The sequence below is a fragment of the Streptococcus australis genome, assembly GCF_003943615.1.
Taxonomy (GTDB): domain Bacteria; phylum Bacillota; class Bacilli; order Lactobacillales; family Streptococcaceae; genus Streptococcus; species Streptococcus australis_C.
Window position 1 is genome coordinate 102,064 of the sequence record NZ_RJPZ01000007.1, and the last position, 20,422, is coordinate 122,485.

General features: G+C 43.5%; 19 protein-coding genes and 2 pseudogenes. 20 read left to right on the forward strand and 1 reads right to left on the reverse strand.

Annotation, left to right across the window (positions count from 1 at the left end):
* The first annotated feature begins 275 nt into the window (after window positions 1-275).
* The 20 genes and pseudogenes from D8785_RS08620 (at window position 276) to D8785_RS08720 (ending at window position 19,229) form a co-directional block, all read left to right on the forward strand.
* The gene (locus D8785_RS08620; RefSeq protein ID WP_016399599.1) at window positions 276-698 is read left to right on the forward strand and encodes a sigma-70 family RNA polymerase sigma factor; all 423 of its coding nucleotides are present in this window, start codon (window positions 276-278) and stop codon (window positions 696-698) included.
* Window positions 695-925 carry a helix-turn-helix domain-containing protein gene (locus tag D8785_RS08625; protein WP_000857133.1) on the forward strand — a complete coding sequence of 77 codons (231 nt, stop codon included), beginning with the start codon at window positions 695-697 and terminating at the stop codon, window positions 923-925. The genes D8785_RS08620 and D8785_RS08625 overlap by 4 nt, the downstream gene beginning before the upstream one ends.
* A gap of 460 nt (window positions 926-1,385) precedes the next feature.
* Window positions 1,386-1,589: an excisionase gene (locus D8785_RS08635; protein WP_000814511.1), complete on the forward strand. Its 204-nt coding sequence runs from the start codon at window positions 1,386-1,388 to the stop codon at window positions 1,587-1,589.
* Window positions 1,590-1,670: 81 nt separating this feature from the next.
* Window positions 1,671-2,888 (forward strand): tyrosine-type recombinase/integrase, encoded by a 1,218-nt coding sequence (locus D8785_RS08640; protein WP_001291561.1) that lies wholly within the window; start codon window positions 1,671-1,673, stop codon window positions 2,886-2,888.
* A gap of 317 nt (window positions 2,889-3,205) precedes the next feature.
* Entirely contained in the window at window positions 3,206-4,987 is a 1,782-nt protein-coding gene (locus D8785_RS08645; protein ID WP_125375139.1) for an MFS transporter, read from the forward strand.
* Window positions 4,988-5,112: 125 nt separating this feature from the next.
* A complete protein-coding gene (gene nrdD / locus D8785_RS08650) occupies window positions 5,113-7,323 on the forward strand; it encodes an anaerobic ribonucleoside-triphosphate reductase (RefSeq protein ID WP_125375140.1) in 2,211 nt (736 codons plus the stop codon).
* A gap of 11 nt (window positions 7,324-7,334) precedes the next feature.
* Complete coding sequence (locus D8785_RS08655; RefSeq protein WP_006595204.1) at window positions 7,335-7,475, forward strand: hypothetical protein; 141 nt, start codon at window positions 7,335-7,337, stop codon at window positions 7,473-7,475.
* Between the two features lie 43 nt (window positions 7,476-7,518).
* The gene (locus D8785_RS08660; protein WP_125375141.1) at window positions 7,519-8,019 is read left to right on the forward strand and encodes a GNAT family N-acetyltransferase; all 501 of its coding nucleotides are present in this window, start codon (window positions 7,519-7,521) and stop codon (window positions 8,017-8,019) included.
* A gap of 4 nt (window positions 8,020-8,023) precedes the next feature.
* Window positions 8,024-8,104, forward strand: a pseudogene (locus D8785_RS08665) (anaerobic ribonucleoside-triphosphate reductase activating protein); the annotation flags it as partial.
* Window positions 8,095-8,250: pseudogene (locus D8785_RS08670) on the forward strand (GNAT family N-acetyltransferase); the annotation flags it as partial. The pseudogenes D8785_RS08665 and D8785_RS08670, both read left to right, overlap by 10 nt.
* 9 nt (window positions 8,251-8,259) lie before the next feature.
* Window positions 8,260-8,778, forward strand: a complete 519-nt coding sequence (locus D8785_RS08675; RefSeq protein WP_049472731.1) for a GNAT family N-acetyltransferase — start codon at window positions 8,260-8,262, stop codon at window positions 8,776-8,778.
* Complete coding sequence (gene nrdG, locus D8785_RS08680; protein WP_125375142.1) at window positions 8,775-9,365, forward strand: anaerobic ribonucleoside-triphosphate reductase activating protein; 591 nt, start codon at window positions 8,775-8,777, stop codon at window positions 9,363-9,365. The genes D8785_RS08675 and nrdG overlap by 4 nt, the downstream gene beginning before the upstream one ends.
* A gap of 192 nt (window positions 9,366-9,557) precedes the next feature.
* Window positions 9,558-11,042 (forward strand): threonine synthase, encoded by a 1,485-nt coding sequence (gene thrC, locus D8785_RS08685; protein ID WP_125375143.1) that lies wholly within the window; start codon window positions 9,558-9,560, stop codon window positions 11,040-11,042.
* A 60-nt stretch (window positions 11,043-11,102) separates the two neighbouring features.
* Window positions 11,103-12,383 (forward strand): MATE family efflux transporter, encoded by a 1,281-nt coding sequence (locus tag D8785_RS08690; RefSeq protein ID WP_125375144.1) that lies wholly within the window; start codon window positions 11,103-11,105, stop codon window positions 12,381-12,383.
* 5 nt (window positions 12,384-12,388) lie between these two features.
* Window positions 12,389-13,012 (forward strand): HAD-IA family hydrolase, encoded by a 624-nt coding sequence (locus D8785_RS08695; protein WP_125375145.1) that lies wholly within the window; start codon window positions 12,389-12,391, stop codon window positions 13,010-13,012.
* Window positions 13,013-13,359: 347 nt separating this feature from the next.
* Complete coding sequence (locus tag D8785_RS08700) at window positions 13,360-13,785, forward strand: MarR family winged helix-turn-helix transcriptional regulator (RefSeq protein WP_125375146.1); 426 nt, start codon at window positions 13,360-13,362, stop codon at window positions 13,783-13,785.
* A 16-nt stretch (window positions 13,786-13,801) separates the two neighbouring features.
* Window positions 13,802-14,164: a DUF1304 domain-containing protein gene (locus D8785_RS08705; RefSeq protein WP_125375147.1), complete on the forward strand. Its 363-nt coding sequence runs from the start codon at window positions 13,802-13,804 to the stop codon at window positions 14,162-14,164.
* Between the two features lie 150 nt (window positions 14,165-14,314).
* Window positions 14,315-15,778: an alpha-L-fucosidase gene (locus tag D8785_RS08710; RefSeq protein ID WP_125375148.1), complete on the forward strand. Its 1,464-nt coding sequence runs from the start codon at window positions 14,315-14,317 to the stop codon at window positions 15,776-15,778.
* 291 nt (window positions 15,779-16,069) lie between these two features.
* Window positions 16,070-18,715 (forward strand): DNA polymerase I, encoded by a 2,646-nt coding sequence (gene polA / locus D8785_RS08715; protein WP_125375149.1) that lies wholly within the window; start codon window positions 16,070-16,072, stop codon window positions 18,713-18,715.
* Between the two features lie 73 nt (window positions 18,716-18,788).
* Window positions 18,789-19,229, forward strand: a complete 441-nt coding sequence (locus D8785_RS08720; protein ID WP_125375150.1) for a CoA-binding protein — start codon at window positions 18,789-18,791, stop codon at window positions 19,227-19,229.
* Window positions 19,230-19,387: 158 nt separating this feature from the next.
* Here D8785_RS08720 and D8785_RS08725 read toward each other — a convergent pair whose 3' ends face one another.
* Complete coding sequence (locus tag D8785_RS08725; RefSeq protein WP_260469881.1) at window positions 19,388-20,275, reverse strand: DUF975 family protein; 888 nt, start codon at window positions 20,273-20,275, stop codon at window positions 19,388-19,390.
* Window positions 20,276-20,422: the final 147 nt, after the last annotated feature.

Below are 20,422 nucleotides of genomic sequence, written 5' to 3' on the forward strand. Positions count from 1 at the left end.
TTCCTTACATTGGGTTCTTGTCAAAAAAAGTCGTCTATCTGCAATAGATAAGTACGTCCACCAATGTGGTTTTATAAATCATATAGATAGAATAACAGAAGCATGTAAACAGAGAAATAAATCTGTTTATATGCTTTTTTGGCTATTCAGAACTTTTTTACAAAGTTTATTTATCAGTAATGCAACAAATCCCCCTTTCACATTGGGACTAAGAGTGAAAGGAGATAAACGAGCAAGGCTCACTTCCTTTCCTAGACAGAAAGGGGGTGAGAAACATGAAACCATCTTCTTTTCAGACCACAATAGAAAATCAGTTTGACTATATCTGTAAACGTGCTATGGAAGACGAGCGAAAGAATTATATGCTTTATCTTTCAAGGATTGCAAAGCGTGAGGTGTCCTTTTCGGATGTTGGCGATTATCTTGTTAGCCAGTTTGCGACAACAGATAACTATTCAACTGACTTTCAGATTTTTACACTCAATGGGTTATCAGTAGGCGTTGAAAATGATTTGTTGAGTGAAGCATTACGTGAGTTGCCAGACAAGAAACGTGAAATTCTACTGCTGTTTTACTTTATGGACATGAGCGATTCAGAAATTACAGACCTGTTGAAATTGAACCGTTCTACTGTCTATCGGCATAGAACCAGTGGACTAGCCTTAATTAAAAAGTTTATGGAGGAATTTGAAGAATGAAAACACAATATCCTATGATTCCCTTTCCTCTCATTGTAAAGGCAACAGATGGCGATACCGAAGCGATTAACCAGATTCTACATCATTACAGAGGGTACATAACGAAGCGTTCCCTACGACTTATGAAAGATGAATATGGCAATCAAAGTATGGTCGTTGATGAAGTCTTACGTGGAAGAATGGAAACCAGACTGATTACAAAGATTTTGTCATTTGAAATTAAGTAATATCCTCTCTCCTTTCGTGGAAGCGTGCTAAACCATTCCACGCTTCCCGAACAGGGAGGTTTGTTATTCCACCAAAGCATATTGAGCTTTCAATGTGTTTTGATAGGCTAACGAGCCATTGTTCTTTGAAAACTGAATAAAAGTAATCGAATACGTTTCGATAAGAAAAGAGCCAACGGAACTAACCGCCATGACCTATCTTATAAAGATAGCGAGCGATTCATGTTAGTGATCCGAGAAGCAATCTTTAGCAGGATTGCCTGCAACGACATTCTTATCGTGATAATGATACTCCCATACAGTCAATAGTCCGAGCGTGATAAAACCGTCGCAGGCAATGAGTATGGCTACATGAGAACCATGCAGGGGTGGAACTCCCGTGAGCTTTGCTAAAGCTGTTCGATTGCTGGTAAAACAACTTTTATGAAATCCAAATAAGTGATTTGGAAAGGAGGATTTTATGAAGCAGACTGACATTCCTATTTGGGAACGTTATACCCTAACCATTGAAGAAGCGTCAAAATATTTTCGTATTGGCGAAAACAAGCTACGACGCTTGGCAGAGGAAAATAAAAATGCAAATTGGCTGATTATGAATGGCAATCGTATTCAGATTAAACGAAAACAATTTGAAAAAATTATAGATACATTGGACGCAATCTAGCGTCGCCAAAGGGTCTTGTATATGATAAAATAGTATTAAGTCGTATCAAGGCTCTTTCCATAAAGGAAAGGAGCAAATGCCATGTCAGAAAAAAGACGTGACAATAAAGGTCGAATCTTAAAGACTGGAGAGAGCCAACGAAAAGACGGAAGATACTTATACAAATATATAGATTCATTTGGAGAACCGCAATTTGTTTACTCGTGGAAACTTGTGGCTACAGACCGAGTACCAGCAGGAAAGCGTGATTGTATCTCACTTAGAGAGAAAATCGCAGAGTTACAGAAAGACATTCATGATGGTATTGATGTTGTAGGAAAGAAAATGACACTCTGCCAGCTTTACGCAAAACAGAACGCTCAAAGACCAAAGGTTAGAAAAAACACTGAAACTGGACGCAAATATCTTATGGATATTTTGAAGAAAGACAAGTTAGGTGTAAGAAGTATTGACAGTATTAAGCCATCAGACGCTAAAGAATGGGCTATTAGAATGAGTGAAAATGGTTATGCTTATCAAACCATCAATAACTACAAACGTTCTTTAAAGGCTTCATTCTATATTGCTATACAAGATGATTGTGTTCGGAAGAATCCATTTGACTTTCAACTGAAAGCAGTTCTTGATGATGATACTGTCCCTAAGACCGTACTAACAGAAGAACAGGAAGAAAAACTGTTAGCCTTTGCAAAAGCTGATAAAACCTACAGCAAAAATTATGATGAAATTCTGATACTCTTAAAAACAGGTCTTCGTATTTCAGAGTTTGGTGGTTTGACACTTCCAGATTTAGATTTTGAGAATCGTCTTGTCAATATAGACCATCAGCTATTGAGAGATACTGAAATTGGGTACTACATTGAAACACCAAAGACCAAAAGTGGCGAACGTCAAGTTCCTATGGTTGAAGAAGCCTATCAAGCATTTAAGCGAGTGTTAGCGAATCGAAAGAATGATAAGCGTGTTGAGATTGATGGATATAGTGATTTCCTCTTTCTTAATAGAAAGAACTATCCAAAAGTGGCAAGTGATTACAACGGCATGATGAAAGGTCTTGTTAAGAAATACAATAAGTATAACGAGGATAAATTGCCACACATCACTCCACATAGTTTGCGACATACATTCTGTACCAACTATGCAAATGCAGGAATGAATCCAAAGGCATTACAGTACATTATGGGACATGCTAATATAGCCATGACGCTGAACTATTACGCACATGCAACATTCGATTCTGCAATGGCAGAAATGAAACGCTTGAATAAAGAGAAGCAACAGGAGCGTCTTGTTGCTTAGTAGTACAAATGAATTTACTACTTATTTACCACTTCTGACAGCTAAGACATGAGGAAATATGCAAAGAAACGTGAAGTATCTTCCTACAGTAAAAATACTCGAAAGCACATAGAATAAGGCTTTACGAGCATTTAAGAAAATATAAAAAGATAATTAGAAATTTATACTTTGTTTAAGTGAAAAATAGTCTGTCTTTTTGTGTGTCATCTATTTTCTCTTTGTGGAGAAAGCTGACAGCTGGGCCCATTTTTGATATACTAGTAGGGCATGCATGTGCCCTTTAGCACTTGCAATTCTAGTAAAGGAAAAAACAAGGTATGAGTGAAAAAGAAAAAGAATCGCATAAACTTGGCTTAAGTGTCGGGTCCAATTTTCAAGATACTCAAGAGCTACGAAAGGTATTGGAGCAATCGATTAGCCGGGAAGAAGAAGTTTTGACTGCTAGTCAACCGGTGGAATCAGATCAGAACCAGAAAGAGAGCCAGGTTAATGGAGAAGGGGTCGAAACAGAAGCTTCGACCGAAACTCTAAGTCGTTTATCACGATCTGGTCATAGTCGTAAAGAGAAGCTTGAAGCGAGGTCAAGAGACCAAGAGGATGTAGAAGAGTCGTTAGAAAACCAAGAAGATGAAAAGCCCTTGGGGCGCTATGCCATTAAGCGACCAGTTCCCTTGTCACTACCAATTGCTTTAAGTGTCCTACTTGGGATGGTCCATGTAGCTCTTCCTTTTATCAACTTAGTTGCGACTAATCAACAAACCCAGGACTTATATGCCGGTTGGGCGATTTCTCAAGGTCAAGTTCCTTATGGTCATTTCTTTGGGGTCAATGGTTTGCTCTACTATGGGCTCAGTGGTTTAGGAAGTTTGGTAGGAGGTCAAGTTCTCTTGGTGGCCTTCCAGATTTTAGCCTACTTTTTTGCTGGGACGAGCCTGTATCGGATGGTCAGAAGCTTGGTTGCAAGTGAAAAAATTGCAGGACAAGTTCAGCTACTCTTCTACCTTCTTGCTGGAGTGCTTGGCTTTGGTGGGAACTATGCTGTCTTTTATGCCCTTCCCTTCTTGTTTGGCTCTATGAATTTCATCCTTGCTTATCTAGAAGGTGAGAAAACGGACGAATCCTTTGTCGCCTATGGTGCAGGAGCCTGTTTGGCCTTTATGATTGTGCCATGGCTGAGTGTGATTTTTTATCTGCTTGCTTTTCTCGGATTGACAGCCTATCATGTGAAGCAAAAGAAATTAGCCCACGGCTTCTATCAATTCCTTGCTGCCCTCTTGGGATTCTCTCTTGTTTTCTATCCCTTGGGCTACATCACTGTGTGGAACGGCTCATTTGGGTATGCGATCCATCAGACCTTGTATAGTCTCCGCTCCCTCCAGTTTGATGCCGGGCATCTATTTGCCAACCTAGTTTATTACTGTTTATTGCTGTTGACGCTTGGTTTCGCTTCAGCTTTCGTCATGTCCTTCCGAAAAGTGTCGACAAGTGGTCAACGTGTGATTCGGTTTATGAGTTGGTTCGGTCTTCTGCTAGTTGTTGCAGTTGTGGTTGGGACACCAGAGCAAGGGGCCTATCAATTCCTTAGCCTGTTACCTTTTGGTCTCCCCTTGTTAGCCCTTTGGTTTGCCGGGGATGAGTCTACTTACCAGCGCCGGAAGATGAAGAACAATTCTATCTGGGACCTTTATTTCTCCAGTCAAGCCTTCCTACCGATTTTGGCAATGGCTTATTTAGTGGGTTATCCAGTTGTAAATCAATTGGTCCTCCAAAGCAATCTAGCTAGTGACCGAAGTGCAATCGCTCAGTATATCAAGAGTCATAGCGATTCCAAAGATACAATCTATGCTTGGGATCAGACGGCTCATCTCTATCAAGAAAGTGGCCGTTTAGCAGCTTCAGCCCTCCTAACCCCAACTGCCTATATGGGGCCGAAGGAAAATCGAACCAATCTGATCAATCAGATTAAGCAAGCTAAGCCGAAGTTTATTGTGGTCAATAACGACCTAGATGTAACGTCTGCTCTGCAAAAAGTTCTAACCAAAAATTACGAAAAAGTGAACCAGAAGGGTTCGCAGTACACCTTGTACCAATATAAATAGACTATCAATATCTTGTGGTTTTGAAATGAAATAACATTTTTTGCCACAAGATATTGATTTTTTATTTTTGAGTGATATAATATGGGGTGAATTCTATTTGTATTAAAAAGAAAGTGGGCGAGAGTATGATAACGTTACGAGAAGAGCATATCCAAAGTCTCCCCCAACTCTTTGTGGAAAAGAGAGATGGGCGGAAGGTCAAGTTTGATGTCGATAAAATTTACCGTGCTTTGGTCAAGGCGACAGAAGAAGTGACAGGCCTCACTCCGGCCCTGGAAGCGAAATTAGAAACCGTAACAGACCGGATCGTGGCTGAAGTTTTGGAACGCTTCCCTCGTGGCGTGAAAATTTACGAGATTCAAAATGTCGTCGAGCACGAGTTATTACAAGCCAATGAGTATGCGATTGCTGAGAGCTATATTACTTATCGGACCCAGCGGGATTTTGAGCGCTCAAAAGCGACGGATATCAATTTTACCATCGGCAAACTCCTCAACAAGGACCAAGCAGTGGTGAATGAAAACGCCAATAAGGACAGCGATGTTTTCAACACCCAGCGTGATCTGACTGCGGGGATTGTCGGAAAATCTATTGGTCTCAAAATGTTACCCAAGCACGTGGCCAATGCCCACCAAAAAGGGGATATCCACTACCATGATTTGGATTATAGCCCTTATACTCCAATGACTAACTGTTGCTTGATCGATTTTGAAGGTATGTTAAAGAATGGCTTTAAGATTGGGAATGCAGAAGTAGAAAGTCCTAAATCCATCCAAACTGCAACGGCTCAAATCTCGCAAATTATTGCCAATGTGGCCTCTAGCCAGTATGGTGGTTGCTCGGCAGACCGGATCGATGAAGTTTTGGCCCCTTATGCAGAAAAGAATTATAAGAAGCACTTGAAGGATGCTGAGGAGTGGGTTCTCCCTGAAAAACGCGAGGACTATGCTTGGCAAAAAACGAAAAAAGATATCTATGATGCCATGCAATCGCTGGAATACGAGATCAATACCCTCTTTACCTCCAATGGACAAACTCCCTTCACCTCGCTAGGCTTCGGTCTCGGAACCAATCGTTTCGAACGGGAAATTCAAAAGGCCATTCTGGAAATTCGAATTAAGGGACTCGGTTCAGAACACCGGACCGCTATTTTTCCGAAGTTGATTTTCACCTTGAAGAGAGGCCTCAACTTAGAGCCGGGGAGTCCCAATTATGACATCAAACAGTTGGCCTTGGAATGTGCAACCAAACGCATGTATCCGGATGTCCTCTCATATGATAAGATTGTCGAATTGACGGGTTCCTTCAAGGTACCCATGGGCTGTCGTTCTTTCCTCCAAGGTTGGAAGGATGAAAATGGTGTCGAAGTCAATTCTGGCCGGATGAATCTGGGGGTTGTGACAGTCAATCTTCCCCGGATTGCCTTGGAGTCAGAAGGGAACAAAGAGAAATTCTGGGAAATCTTTAATGAGCGGATGAACATCGCGGAAGATGCTTTGGTTTACCGGGTAGAGCGGACCAAGGAAGCAACCCCAGCCAATGCACCGATTCTCTATCAATATGGGGCTTTCGGAAAGCGCTTGGGCAAATATGACCAGGTAGACCAGCTTTTCCGTAACCGTAGAGCGACGATTTCACTCGGCTATATCGGCTTGTATGAAGTGGCGACGGTCTTTTATGGGCCTAACTGGGAAGAAAATCCAGAAGCCAAACAATTTACAATCGAGATCATCAAGGATATGAAGAAACGGGTCGAAGAATGGTCTGACCAATACGATTACCACTTCTCTATCTATTCGACGCCATCAGAAAGCTTGACAGACCGCTTCTGTCGCCTGGATACAGAGAAATTTGGGAAGGTTCCAGATATTACAGACAAGGAATACTACACCAATAGTTTCCACTATGATGTCCGTAAGAATCCAAGCCCGTTTGAGAAGCTGGATTTTGAAAAAGTTTATCCAGAAGCTGGAGCGACAGGTGGTTTCATCCACTATTGTGAGTACCCTGTCTTGCAACAAAATCCAAAAGCACTTGAAGCGGTTTGGGATTATGCCTATGACCGGGTCGGTTATCTCGGAACCAATACGCCGATTGACCGTTGCTACAAGTGTGATTTCGAAGGGGACTTCACACCAACCGAACGGGGCTTCACCTGCCCAAACTGTGGCAATAGTGATCCCAAGACGGTAGATGTGGTCAAACGGACCTGTGGCTATCTAGGAAATCCTCAAGCTCGCCCCATGGTCAATGGACGACATAAAGAAATCGCTGCACGGGTTAAACACATGAACGGGTCTACCATCAAGTATGGTGGACATGGAGTGAAAGAATAGAAAAGGATATTATGGGAAAATACCAATTAGACGATAAGGGCAAAGCCCAGGTTCAACGATTCCACGAAAAACATTCGACAGGCGGAATCAATAAAAAAGACCGCGTAGCTAGCTTAAGAGAGCAATTCTTAAAAAAGGCTAAGAAAAAATAAAAGTGAGAGTCCGCTCTCGCTTTTCTCTTATGGGGAGGTAAAGATGGAATTACGCAGACCAACTCTAGCAGATAAGGAAACTGTATTAGACATGATGGCAGAGTTTGAAAAGAGTCAATCAGCTCACGATGGCGGATTTTGGGATGCTGAGAACTTTGATTATGAGGAGTGGTTGGAAACTAACCATAATAAAGAAATGGGAATAGGATTGCCGGAAAATCGTGTTCCTTCTATTCAATTTGTATCATTTGATGATGTAGGTCGTGCTCTAGGATTTTTGAATCTGCGATTGAGACTGAATGAGGGATTGCTGAATCATGCTGGCCATATTGGCTACTCCATCCGTCCCTCTGAAAGAGGTAAGGGCTATGCTAAAGAGGCCCTCCGCCAAGGTTTACAAGTTGCTAAGGAAAAGAATATCAAACGAGCTCTGGTAACTTGTAGCACAGAAAATCCTGCCAGCAGAGCTGTTATCTTAGCTAATGGTGGTCAATTTGAGGATGTTCGAAATGGAACGGAGCGGTATTGGATAGAGGTGGACTAGAAGGATGACATGGAATACACCAAAACCAGGAGAGTGGAAAAGTGAAGAACTGAGCCAAGGTCGGATTATTGACTACAAGGCTTACAAGTAGCTAGAAGTAAAAATATAAAGCGAGTCCTAGTGACTTGCGATTGTGATAATGCTGCCAGTCGAGCAGTGATTCTGACTAATGGCGGAGCTTTAGAGGATGTTCGAGGCGGGAAAGAGCGCTATTGGATTGATTTAGATTGAGGAAAGTTTATGAAGTTACAACGACCAACTTTAGAAGATAAAGACGCGATTTTAGAGATGATTGCTGAGTTCGATGCTGCAAAATCCTATATGCACGGTGGCATGGGCTCCACTTGGAAGCGAGCAAAGGATTTTGCGGATTGGTTGCGAATTGTAGAGCAGCAGGAGGATACTGAGAATCTGCCAGAAGGCTGGGTTCCTGCCATTCAATTTTTATCCTTTGATGAGACTGGCTACCCTCTGGGCTTTTTAGCCCTGCGCTTGTCCTTGAATGACAAATTATTTGTAGAGGGTGGTCACATTGGCTATTCCATCCGGCCCAGTCAACGCAGAAAGGGCTTGGCTAAGTTGCAGCTAGAGCTAGGACTAGCAGAGGCTCGAAAACAAGGACTAGAACGAGTGCTGATTACCTGTGATGAAGACAACGAAGCTAGCCGTCGCACGATTCTATCTGCTGGTGGTGTTTACGAAAATACAATCGACAGAAGTCAGCGCTACTGGATAGAGTTAGATGGGGAGGTGTCATGAACAATCCCAAACCTCAAGAATGGAAAAGTGAGGAGCTGAGTAAGGGGCGAATCATTGACTATAAGGCCTTTAACTTTGTGGATGGCGAAGGCGTCCGCAACTCCCTCTATGTCAGTGGCTGTATGTTTCACTGTGAAGGCTGCTATAATGCAGCAACTTGGTCTTTCAACGCTGGCATTCCCTATACCAAAGAGTTAGAAGAACAGATCATGGCCGATTTGGCCCAACCTTATGTTCAGGGCCTGACCCTGCTTGGGGGGGAACCTTTTCTCAACACTGGCATCCTGCTGCCCTTGGTCAAGCGCGTGAAAAGAGAATTGCCTGACAAAGATATCTGGTCTTGGACCGGCTACACCTGGGAAGAAATGATGCTGGAAACACCGGACAAACTGGAGTTGCTTTCGCTGATTGATATCTTAGTGGATGGTCGCTATGATAAGAGCAAACGCAACCTGATGTTGCAGTTCCGAGGCTCTTCTAACCAGCGGATCATTGATGTTCAAAAATCATTGGAAGAAGGAAAGGTTGTCATTTGGGACAAGCTCAATGACGGCAAGGACTCCTATGAACAAGTGAAAAGAGAGTAGCGAGAGTCGGGGGCAGATAAATCGATGAAGAGAGGTTTTCGTTGATTTTCAGTTTGCAAGAAGGGCCCTTTTTTCAGACAATTTCATTCTCACTGATAAAATTCAGAAGGATTCATGGTATAATGGAATGGATTGTACAAAAGCTAGAACAGTCTAGCCCGTACACTAAAGGAACAGAATGAGGAAATTTACATGACATTAGTTTATCAATCAACGCGTGATGCGAAAAATACAGTAACAGCCAGCCAAGCGATTTTGCAAGGTTTGGCAACAGATGGAGGCTTGTTCACTCCAGTGAGTTATCCAAAGGTGGACTTGGATTTTGACACATTGAAAGACGCTTCTTACCAAGAAGTGGCTAAACTTGTCTTGTCAGCCTTCTTGGATGACTTTACAGCTGAAGAGTTGGACTACTGTATCACCAATGCCTATGATAGCAAGTTTGATACACCAGCGATTGCCCCTCTTGTCAAACTTGATGGTCAATACAACTTGGAATTGTTCCACGGTTCAACCATCGCATTTAAAGACATGGCCTTGTCGATCTTGCCTTACTTCATGACAACAGCTGCTAAGAAGCACGGCTTGGAAAACAAGATCGTCATCTTGACAGCAACATCTGGAGATACTGGAAAAGCTGCTATGGCAGGATTCGCGGATGTTCCAGGTACTGAAATTATCGTCTTTTATCCAAAAGATGGTGTCAGCAAGGTGCAAGAGTTGCAAATGACCACGCAAACTGGGGACAATACCCATGTGATCGCTATTGATGGAAACTTTGACGATGCCCAAACCAATGTGAAACACATGTTCAATGATGTAGCCCTTCGTGAAAAATTGGCAGCCAACAAGCTCCAGTTCTCATCAGCTAACTCTATGAATATCGGCCGTTTGGTTCCACAAATTGTCTATTATGTTTATGCCTACGCTCAGCTTGTTAAAACTGGTGAGATTAAGGCTGGGGACAAGCTTAACTTCACTGTACCGACAGGAAACTTTGGTAATATTTTGGCTGCCTTTTACGCTAAACAAATCGGCCTACCAGTCGGCAAGCTCATCTGTGCTTCAAATGACAATAATGTCTTGACAGACTTCTTTAAAACTCGTGTCTATGACAAGAAGCGTGAGTTTAAGGTAACCACTAGTCCATCTATGGATATTTTGGTCTCTTCAAACTTGGAGCGCTTGATTTTCCATCTTTTGGGAAATGATGCGGTTAAGACAGCTGAACTGATGAATGCTTTGAATAGCCAAGGTCAGTATGAGTTGACTGATTTTGATGCGGAGATTCTTGACCTTTTTGCGGCTGAATATGCGACTGAAGCAGAAACAGCTGCAGAAATCAAACGTGTTTACGAATCAGATTCTTATATTGAGGATCCTCATACAGCAGTTGCCTCAGCCGTATATAAAAAATACCAAGCAGCGACAGGTGATGCGACCAAGACCGTGATTGCATCAACTGCTAGTCCATACAAGTTCCCAGTAGTTGCAGTAGAAGCTGTAACTGGAAAATCAGGACTTAGCGACTTTGAAGCCTTGGCACAGTTGCATGAGATTTCAGGCGTTGCCTTGCCACCAGCAGTGGATGGTCTTGAAACAGCTCCAGTTCGGCACAAGACAACGGTTGCCGCAGCAGATATGCAGACGGCAGTAGAAACTTATCTAGGACTTTAAAAGAGAGGAAGTAAACTCGGTTGGGAAACTAACTGAGTTTCTTTTCATCAGGAGGAAAGTGTGTCTCGTCAACAAGTAGATCGACAAATTTTAAGGATTGCCCTTCCAGCCATCGGAGAAAACTTTCTCCAGATGCTCATGGGGATGGTAGATAGCTACTTGGTCGCTCAGTTGGGTTTGGTTGCTGTCTCGGGTGTATCCGTTGCAGGCAATATCATTACGATTTACCAAGCTATTTTTATCGCTCTTGGAGCAGCGGTCGTGAGCCTCTTGTCCAAAAGTATGGGGCAAAAAGATCAGAAGGCCATTGCTCGTCAAGCCACTGAGTCGATCAAAGTAACGGTTTTATTAAGTCTTGTTTTAGGGACTTTATCCCTCTGCTTTGGCAAGGAATTGATTGCCTTCTTAGGGGTTGAAGTTGCAGTTGCAGAAGCCGGAGGGATCTATCTATCCCTTGTCGGAGGAAGTATTTTGCTTTTGGGGCTGATGACGACTTTTGGAGCCCTAGTTCGTGTGGCCCACAATCCGCGGACACCCATGTATGTCAGTTTGTTGACTAATGTGTTGAATGCTCTGTTATCGAGTATCCTGATATTTGTTTTTGGATTGGGCATAGCTGGGGCTGCCTTAGGAACGGTTCTTTCTCGCCTGCTAGGGACCTACTTGCTCTGGCGTCAAGTTCAACTCCCCTTCGCTCCTTTTTGTTGGGGCTTGGATCGAGACTTGCTCTCCCTAGTCTTGCCTGCTGCTGGTGAACGACTCATGATGCGAGCAGGGGATATTGTCATCATTGCTATGGTGGCTGTTTTTGGGACCAGAGCGGTAGCTGGGAATGCCATTGGGGAAGTCTTGACCCAGTTCAACTATATGCCGGCTTTTGGGATTGCGACCGCGACAGTCATGTTGGTTGCCAAAAGTTTGGGACAGAATGATTGGCAAGGTATCAAGCAAATCACCAGTCGTAGTTTTTGGCTTTCCTTTCTTTCCATGTTCCCCCTCGCCCTTACGATCTTCTTATTTGGAAGTCCTTTAACAGCCCTTTACACCAAGGATCCAGGGGCCCTTGTTGCCTCCTTGTCTGTCATTTTGTTCTCCTTACTTGGAACACCTCTGACAGCTGGGACCGTCATCTATACGGCGGTTTGGCAAGGTTTGGGCAATGCCCGCCTTCCTTTTTATGCGACCACTATCGGTATGTGGGTGATACGGATTGGCTCTGGTTATCTGATGGGGGTCGTCCTTGGCTGGGGCTTACCAGGTATTTGGGCAGGTACCCTCTTGGACAATGGATTTCGCTGGTTTTTCTTAAAAACGCTCTATCATCGAAAATGGAAGGAATAAGACCTATGACACGAGCTTTTATTTGGGATTTGGATGGGACGCTTTTAGACTCTTATGAAGCTATTTTGGATGGAATCGCAGAGACTTATGCCCATTACTCTCTAGACTTTGACCGGGAAGTGGTCTATGCCTTTATCCTCAAACAGTCTGTCCAGGCTCTGCTTGAAGAAGTGGCTAGAGAGCATGACTTAGATGCGGAGGAGATGAATCGCTATCGCACTTCTAGTCTGCGTGAGAAAAACGCCCAGGTCCACCTAATGCCAGGAGCTAGAGACATTCTAGCTTGGGCAAAAGAAGAAGGGATTGTTCAATTCGTCTATACCCACAAGGGGAAGAATGCCTACTCAATTCTGGAAGATTTAGGGATTCTATCCTATTTCCAAGAGGTCGTTACAACTGACAATGGCTTCAGGAGAAAACCAGACCCAGAAGGAGTCGATTACCTAGTGGACAAGTACCAGCTGGATCGGAGTGAAACGTATTATATTGGTGATCGAACCTTGGATATTGATCTGGCAGACAATGCAGGAATCGGGAGTATTAATTTTTTGGATTACAAACCGGATGTGAATCATGTGATTCGTCATTTGGATGAGATTCGTCTCTATTTTAAACAAGAAAAAAGTTAACTTCTTTGACAAAGCAAGACTTCTTTGTTGCTGAAATAGCGCTATGAAAAGAATCCGTAAACAATTTGTTTTGAAAATGAAATAATTCCTTAAGAAATCTTTAAGATAAATCCGATATAATAAAACCATAAACAAAGACCTCCTAACTTTGTTTATGAAATCCTAAAACTTTTCTTTTTCATAATAATCTCCCTAAAAGGCCACCAAATCCGGTGGTCTTTTACTTTGTTTTTCTTAGGAGGAGATAATTTCCTCTGAGGTGAGCAAATTTCTTGCCTCGACTTTTTTTAGATGATATACTTGACAAGTCAATTATTGATAAATCAACAAAAGATCGGAGAGAAGGAATGGCAGAAATGCATGACTTGCTTTATCGGTTGAAGCTAGCTGATCAGTCTTCGACCCAATTATTTGAAAAACAATTGGGAATTAGTCTGACCCGTTATCAGATGCTTCAGTTCTTATTAGCAGAAGCGCCGTGTAGCCAAGCGGCCCTTCAGGAGAAGCTAGCGATTGACCCTGCAGCCTTAACCCGCCACTTCAAGGTCTTAGAAGCTGGGGGCTATGTTATTCGTAGTCGCAATCCAGAAAATCAACGGGAGGTTGTGGTGGAACTGACGGAGCTTGCCACAGATCGGTTGTTGGTCCATCCTCCAGCGCATCATCTACAGGTAAAAGCCCAGATGGATCAGATTCTCTCTGAACAAGAGCGGAATCAGTTGAATCACTTACTCGAAAAGTTGGTGTCTGGTCTCGAACAAATGACATTTTGATTAAAAGGAGAATGATATGTCTGTCTTAACCATTGTTTTTGCAAGCCTTGCTGTTTTCGAACATTTTTATATTTTTTATCTAGAGAGTGTAGCAACCCACTCAGCATCGACTAGTCGTGTCTTTAATATGGATCAGGAAGAATTGACTCGTCCATCTGTGACGGTTCTCTTCAAAAACCAAGGCATTTATAATGCTCTAATCGGTGTCTTCCTCCTCTATGGCCTCTTTATAGCTAAAAATAGTGAAATTGTCGCGATCTTTCTGCTCTTTATTATTGGTGTAGCAGCTTATGGTGCTGTGACTTCTAATAAAAAAATTATCTTGACCCAGGGTGGGCCAGCGATAGTCGCCTTAGCCAGCCTTCTACTGCTTGGATAACTGTCAACTCTTCCAGAAGTGGGAGAGTTTTTTCATTCCTTCTATACAAGTTCTTTTTCAACAATTTATAGGTACTGACTAGAAGGGCTTTACAAGTTGTAATTTCTAGTTACAATAGAGGGTGAAGAGATTAGACAAGGAGAAGATAAGATGATCAACCTAAAGGAAATCGATCAGGTTATTCTAGCTGGTCCCTTTGCCCCAACATGGGACTCTCTCAGCAAGCAAGTCTGTCCGGACTGGTATCGGGATGCCAAATTTGGAATTTTTATCCACTGGGGTGTCTACAGTGTGCCGGCCTTCGGTTCAGAATGGTACTCAAGAAATATGTATATCCAAGGAAATCCTTGCTATGAATATCATCGAGAGCAGTTTGGAGACCAGGCTAGTTTCGGCTACCAGGACCTGATCCCTCTCTTTCGAGCGGAGCAATTTGATCCGACCTCTTGGTTGAATCTCTTTGAAGACTCAGGAGCACGTTATCTTTTCCCAGTAGCCGAGCACCACGATGGGTTTCAGATGTATGCCTCTAGTCTTTCTCCATACAATAGCCTAGAGATGGGGCCTAAGCGAGATGTTCTAGGACAGCTGAAGGCAGAAGCGGACAAACGTGGTTTGCGCTTTTGCACCTCTTCTCATCGAGCAGAGCATCAGTTTTTCTTTTCGCATGGCAAGGAGTTTGAAAGCGACATTCCTCAATTCGTCCCCCGAAATAGTCTTTATTGGCCAGCAGAGCTAGAGCCAAAGGATCATTTTGATCTGACTTCGGAGCCTTATCCGAGTGCAGAGTTTTTGGAGGACTGGCTTTTGCGGACCTGTGAGTTGGTGCGTGATTATCAACCAGAGCTCCTTTATTTTGATTGGTGGATCCAGCATGAAAGTTTTCGTCCCTATCTGATGCGTTTTCTAGCCTATTACTATAACTTGGCTTTCCAAGAAGGTCGCTCAGTGGCAGTCTGCTACAAGCAGGATGCTCTCCCGTTTGGTTCGGGGATTGTGGAGATGGAGCGGGGAGGCTACTCTGGGGTTCAATCCTTCCCTTGGCAAATGGATACGGCTATTGCTCGTAATTCTTGGTGTTATACTCGTGATTTGGTTTATAAGACTTCCAAGGAATTGCTACAAAACCTCATTGATGTCGTCGCTAAAAATGGTAATCTGTTGCTTAATATTGGCCCTAAGGCAGATGGTACGATTCCCAAGCGGGACCAACAAATTTTACGGGAGATGGGGGATTGGTTGGAAGTGAATGGAGAAGCGATTTATGGCAGTCGCCCTTGGCGAGTAGCTACAGAAGGTTCAAGTCAGCAAGCCTGGGGAGCTTTCTCAGATGGGGAAGCTCCTAACTACACAAGCCAAGATATTCGCTACACCTTCCGAGATGGTTTTCTCTATGCATTGCAACTAGATCCTAGTAGTGAAGAGGAGACCGTTCTCCTGACATCCCTTGCATACAATCTTACGGAACCTCAGATTTTGCATGCCCGTATTCAGAGGGTCGAATTATTGGGGAATTCGCAAGAATTGGACTGGCAACAAGATGCAAGCGGTCTTCAGGTGAAGCTACCTGGCACACTTCAGAACCAACCTCGAGTACTTCGGATTAGTTTTTAATACTTTTAGTTTTCTCTAAGCTTTTTATAAGGAATGGTTTAGGTTTCTTTTGTATACTGTACTCATCCAATAAGAAATGAGGTACAGAAAATGAAAATCTCAGTAAATTATCCAAAAGAATTTAAAACAGACACTAAAAACGGAACCTGTTACGGCGACTAGTAGCTTCATCACTTTTTTTCATAACAATCTCCTAAAGAAGAAGCGGACTTGGATTGGGAGGATCCAAGTCCCGCTTCTTTTTCTATGCCTGCCTAACTCTTTACGTTGGATTCATGATATAATAGAGGCATGGAAAATAAGAACAAATTATTACTCATCGACGGGTCTTCCGTCGCTTTTCGTGCCTTTTTCGCACTTTATAATCAAATCGATCGCTTCAAAAATGCTAATGGTCTGCATACCAATGCAGTCTATGGTTTTAACCTCATGTTAAGCCATCTCTTGGAGCGCATCCAACCAACCCATGTTCTCGTCGCCTTTGATGCAGGAAAGACCACCTTCCGGACGGAGATGTATGCCGACTACAAAGGGGGGCGGGCAAAGACACCAGATGAATTCCGCGAGCAGTTCCCTTTCATTCGCGAGCAATTAGACCATCTGGGAATTCGCCATTATGAGCTGGCCCAGTATGAAGCGGATGACATTATTGGAACGCTAGATAAGATGGCAGAAGCCACTTCGGTGCCCTTTGAAGTCACTATTGTCTCTGGGGACAAGGACTTGATCCAGCTAACGGATGACAATACGGTGGTTGAAATCTCTAAAAAAGGAGTGGCTGAGTTTGAAGAATTCACTCCAGCCTATCTGAAAGAAAAGATGGGGCTGACACCGGAGCAATTTATCGACCTCAAGGCCTTGATGGGAGATAAGTCGGATAATATCCCAGGTGTTACCAAGATTGGAGAAAAGACCGGGATCAAACTACTCCTAGAGTACGGGTCTCTTGATGGCATTTACGAGCATATTGACGAGATGAAGCCTTCTAAAATGAAGGAAAATCTCATCAACGACAAGGAGCAGGCTTACCTGTCCAAGACCCTTGCGACCATCGATACCAATGCACCTATTGAGATTGGCCTGGACGATATCACCTATACAGGTCCCCATCTTGAAAATCTGGCTAAGTTTTATGAGGAGATGGGCTTCAAGCAACTCCGTCAGGCCTTGGATTTAGGCGGAGAAGAAGCTGCTCCCATAACCATTAACTACACGGAGGTAGATCAGGTCACCTCGGATATGCTCACAGAAGATAGTTTCTTCCATTTTGAGATCTTTGGAGACAATTACCATACAGAACCGATCATCGGTTTTGCATGGGGGACAAAAGATCAGCTCTACGCTAGCACAGACAGTAGTCTTTTACAAACACCAATTTTTAAAGAATTTCTTGAAAAAACGCCCCTCAAGGTTTATGACTTCAAGCGGGCCAAGGTCTTGCTCAGCCACTTGGGCATTACCTTGCAAAAGCCGGCTTTTGATAGTCGGTTGGCCAAGTATCTCTTATCGACCGTAGAGGACAATGAAATTTCAACTATTGCGAGCCTCTATAGCCAGATTGCGCTACCGCTCGATGAAGTGGTTTATGGCAAGGGGGCCAAAAAAGCCATTCCAGAAAAGGCGGTCTTATTAGAGCATTTGGCACGAAAAGTCGCTGTTCTACTAGATACGGAAGAGCCCATGATGGAGCAGTTGCAAGCCCATGACCAACTAGATTTGCTCTATGATATGGAGCAACCACTAGCAGCTGTTTTGGCCAAGATGGAAATCGCGGGGATTAAGGTAGAACGCCAGACCCTCCAAGACATGCAGGTGGAAAACGAAGCAGTCTTGGAGCGTCTGACCCAAGAAATCTACGAGTTAGCAGGAGAAGAGTTCAATATCAATTCTCCAAAACAATTGGGGGTCATCCTCTTTGAAAAATTGGAACTCCCTCTTGAATATACCAAAAAGACCAAAACTGGTTATTCGACTGCTGTTGATGTCTTGGAACGCCTGGCTCCAATTGCACCGATTGTGTCTAAGATTCTCGAATACCGCCAGATTGCTAAGATTCAGTCGACCTATGTCATCGGGCTTCAAGATTGGGTTTTGGAAGATGGGAAAATCCACACCCGCTATGTGCAAGACTTGACGCAGACAGGCCGTTTGTCTAGTGTGGATCCCAACCTGCAAAACATCCCTGTCCGTTTGGAACAAGGTCGTCTCATTCGTAAGGCTTTTGTTCCAGAAGAGGAAAACAGTGTCTTGCTCAGCTCGGACTACTCACAAATCGAATTGCGCGTCTTGGCCCATATTTCGGGAGATGAGCATTTGATTGATGCCTTTCAGCATGGGGCAGATATCCATACATCGACTGCTATGCGGGTCTTCAATATTGAAAAGCCAGAAGATGTGACACCAAATGACCGTCGCAATGCCAAGGCAGTAAACTTCGGCGTGGTTTATGGAATTTCCGATTTTGGACTGTCTAACAACCTAGGGATCAGTCGAAAAGAAGCTAAAGCCTACATTGAGACCTACTTTGAACGCTACCCGGGCATCAAGGATTATATGGAGAGAGTAGTGCGGGAAGCGCGTGATAAGGGCTATGTAGAGACCCTCTTTAAGCGTCGCCGGGAAATTCCAGATATCAATTCTCGAAACTTCAATATTCGAGGATTTGCGGAACGGACAGCCATCAACTCACCAATCCAAGGATCGGCAGCAGACATCTTGAAAATTGCTATGATCCACTTGGATGAAGCGCTAGAAGCAGGGGCATACAAGACCAAGATGCTTCTTCAGGTCCACGATGAAATCGTCCTACAAGTGCCGAAAGAAGAGTTGGCCAAGATTAAGCAGTTGGTCAAAGAGACCATGGAATCTGCTATTGAACTAGCGGTTCCACTGGAAGCTGATGAGAACGAAGGCAAAACATGGTACGAGGCCAAATAAGATTGAGATCCGAAAAGCACGTCTAGTGCTATCCAAATTGTTATAGCAAGAAATAGATAAAAAGGAGATTCATATGGCTTATTCTTTTCGCAATCCTAGTGATGGCGTTATCAAACATTACCTAGAAACCAGTAAGATCATCGCCGTAGTCGGACTATCTGACCGTGAGGATACGACCAGCCATCGTGTTAGCAAGGAGATGCAAGAGCGGGGCTATCGAATTATTCCCGTCAATCCTCGTGCAGCCGGTGGGCAAATCCTTGGAGAAACGGTGTATGCTAGCTTGCAGGAAATTCCTTTCCCTGTAGATATCGTAGATGTTTACCGTCGCAGTGAATTTTTACCCGATGTAGCGCGTGATTTTGTTGAGACGGATGCGAAGATCTTCTGGGCCCAATTGGAACTGGAAAATCAAGAAGTAGAAGAAATCCTTCGTGAAGCTGGACGAGAAGATATCGTCATGAACCGCTGTATCAAACGCGAGCATACTCGTTTGGTCTTGGGAGAAGAATAGTCTTTGATCCATCTCTGAACCTCGTGTATTTCATCTAGTGATGAAGATGACACGAGGGTTAAAATAAATGAGGAGTGATTTCCTTTTAGAGAATAAAGAACCCACCTAGTGCTTTGGAGAATGACTCCAATCGAAGGTGGGTTCTTTTGTCTTCTTTGTTAATCGAGTGGGTTAGACTCAGATTGATCTGGCGCTTTTTGCTGGAAGCGACTTTCTGCCTGCATCCGTTTTTGAAGGAGGGTATGGTAAAAGACGATTTGGCAACTGGTTGCATAAGGTTTGACATAAAAATTAGCAATTCCTAAAGTGAAAAAAGATAGAAGTTGCCAACCGAGTAGGCTCAAATCAAGAACAAGGCGGTGGCTCTTAAAACCCTTCATCTCTTCCTTGCTTTGACGGAGGATAGACATGGGCCCATCATAGGTTCCTGTCATAAGTCGACTATATAGGATCAACTCGACCAAACTATACTGATAATAAAAAGGGAGGAAGAGCAGGAGGCCAACTAGAGCCATTAGGAGTCCAGTCGTCATTGTTGGCGCCAACTTGAGAATCGCTTGAACTTCTGGACTATCTGCTCTAAGGGTAGAGGTAGAGGAGAAGGATTCATTGATAGCGAGAACTTGAGAGCTGACTACCGTTAAGAGGAGTTGACTCCCATAGAGGAGGCTTCCCCACAAAGATAGGATAACTTGCTTAATGAATAGCGTCAAAAAGGCTGGTGTAAAATACTGGCTCTGAAAGATGGTGAAGATAGTAAAGTTCTTTTCTCCCTTGTTAGAGGCAGACATTAAAAAGCGAAAGGTTGCCCCTAAATAGAGGAAAGAAAGGATAAATCCAATGATGGCAGGGAAAATCTGCCGGCTTAGGAGAAAGAGCATCCCTTCTCTAAGTTCCATGTGAGCAAGTGTTTCAGTGAGGTCTGTTCCTGTCAAAATGTAACTTGCAAGGATTGTCAGCAAAGTTGGCAAGGCAAAGTAAGAAAAAACCTTGGGATGTTGCAATTGCAGTTGTCGAGCCTGAGCGCGAACCAATTTGATATTCATAATGTCCTCTTTCATGGTAGTAGTAACCTTTATTATAACACAAGTCCGTGACAGAGCTGGTAAAATTTGGTACAATCGTACAGGTGCTCACAGGAGAACCTGTGACAGGAATAAGAAGGCTGGGACTGTCTTTCCCAGTACGGAGGT

Coding starts and splice junctions, on each gene's coding strand:
- D8785_RS08620 (WP_016399599.1), top strand. CDS start 276: ATGAAACCATCTTCTTTTCAGACCACAATAGAAAATCAGTTTGACTAT.
- D8785_RS08625 (WP_000857133.1), top strand. CDS start 695: ATGAAAACACAATATCCTATGATTCCCTTTCCTCTCATTGTAAAGGCA.
- D8785_RS08635 (WP_000814511.1), top strand. CDS start 1,386: ATGAAGCAGACTGACATTCCTATTTGGGAACGTTATACCCTAACCATT.
- D8785_RS08640 (WP_001291561.1), top strand. CDS start 1,671: ATGTCAGAAAAAAGACGTGACAATAAAGGTCGAATCTTAAAGACTGGA.
- D8785_RS08645 (WP_125375139.1), top strand. CDS start 3,206: ATGAGTGAAAAAGAAAAAGAATCGCATAAACTTGGCTTAAGTGTCGGG.
- nrdD (WP_125375140.1), top strand. CDS start 5,113: ATGATAACGTTACGAGAAGAGCATATCCAAAGTCTCCCCCAACTCTTT.
- D8785_RS08655 (WP_006595204.1), top strand. CDS start 7,335: ATGGGAAAATACCAATTAGACGATAAGGGCAAAGCCCAGGTTCAACGA.
- D8785_RS08660 (WP_125375141.1), top strand. CDS start 7,519: ATGGAATTACGCAGACCAACTCTAGCAGATAAGGAAACTGTATTAGAC.
- D8785_RS08675 (WP_049472731.1), top strand. CDS start 8,260: ATGAAGTTACAACGACCAACTTTAGAAGATAAAGACGCGATTTTAGAG.
- nrdG (WP_125375142.1), top strand. CDS start 8,775: ATGAACAATCCCAAACCTCAAGAATGGAAAAGTGAGGAGCTGAGTAAG.
- thrC (WP_125375143.1), top strand. CDS start 9,558: ATGACATTAGTTTATCAATCAACGCGTGATGCGAAAAATACAGTAACA.
- D8785_RS08695 (WP_125375145.1), top strand. CDS start 12,389: ATGACACGAGCTTTTATTTGGGATTTGGATGGGACGCTTTTAGACTCT.
- D8785_RS08700 (WP_125375146.1), top strand. CDS start 13,360: ATGGCAGAAATGCATGACTTGCTTTATCGGTTGAAGCTAGCTGATCAG.
- D8785_RS08705 (WP_125375147.1), top strand. CDS start 13,802: ATGTCTGTCTTAACCATTGTTTTTGCAAGCCTTGCTGTTTTCGAACAT.
- D8785_RS08710 (WP_125375148.1), top strand. CDS start 14,315: ATGATCAACCTAAAGGAAATCGATCAGGTTATTCTAGCTGGTCCCTTT.
- polA (WP_125375149.1), top strand. CDS start 16,070: ATGGAAAATAAGAACAAATTATTACTCATCGACGGGTCTTCCGTCGCT.
- D8785_RS08720 (WP_125375150.1), top strand. CDS start 18,789: ATGGCTTATTCTTTTCGCAATCCTAGTGATGGCGTTATCAAACATTAC.
- D8785_RS08725 (WP_260469881.1), bottom strand. CDS start 20,275: ATGAATATCAAATTGGTTCGCGCTCAGGCTCGACAACTGCAATTGCAA.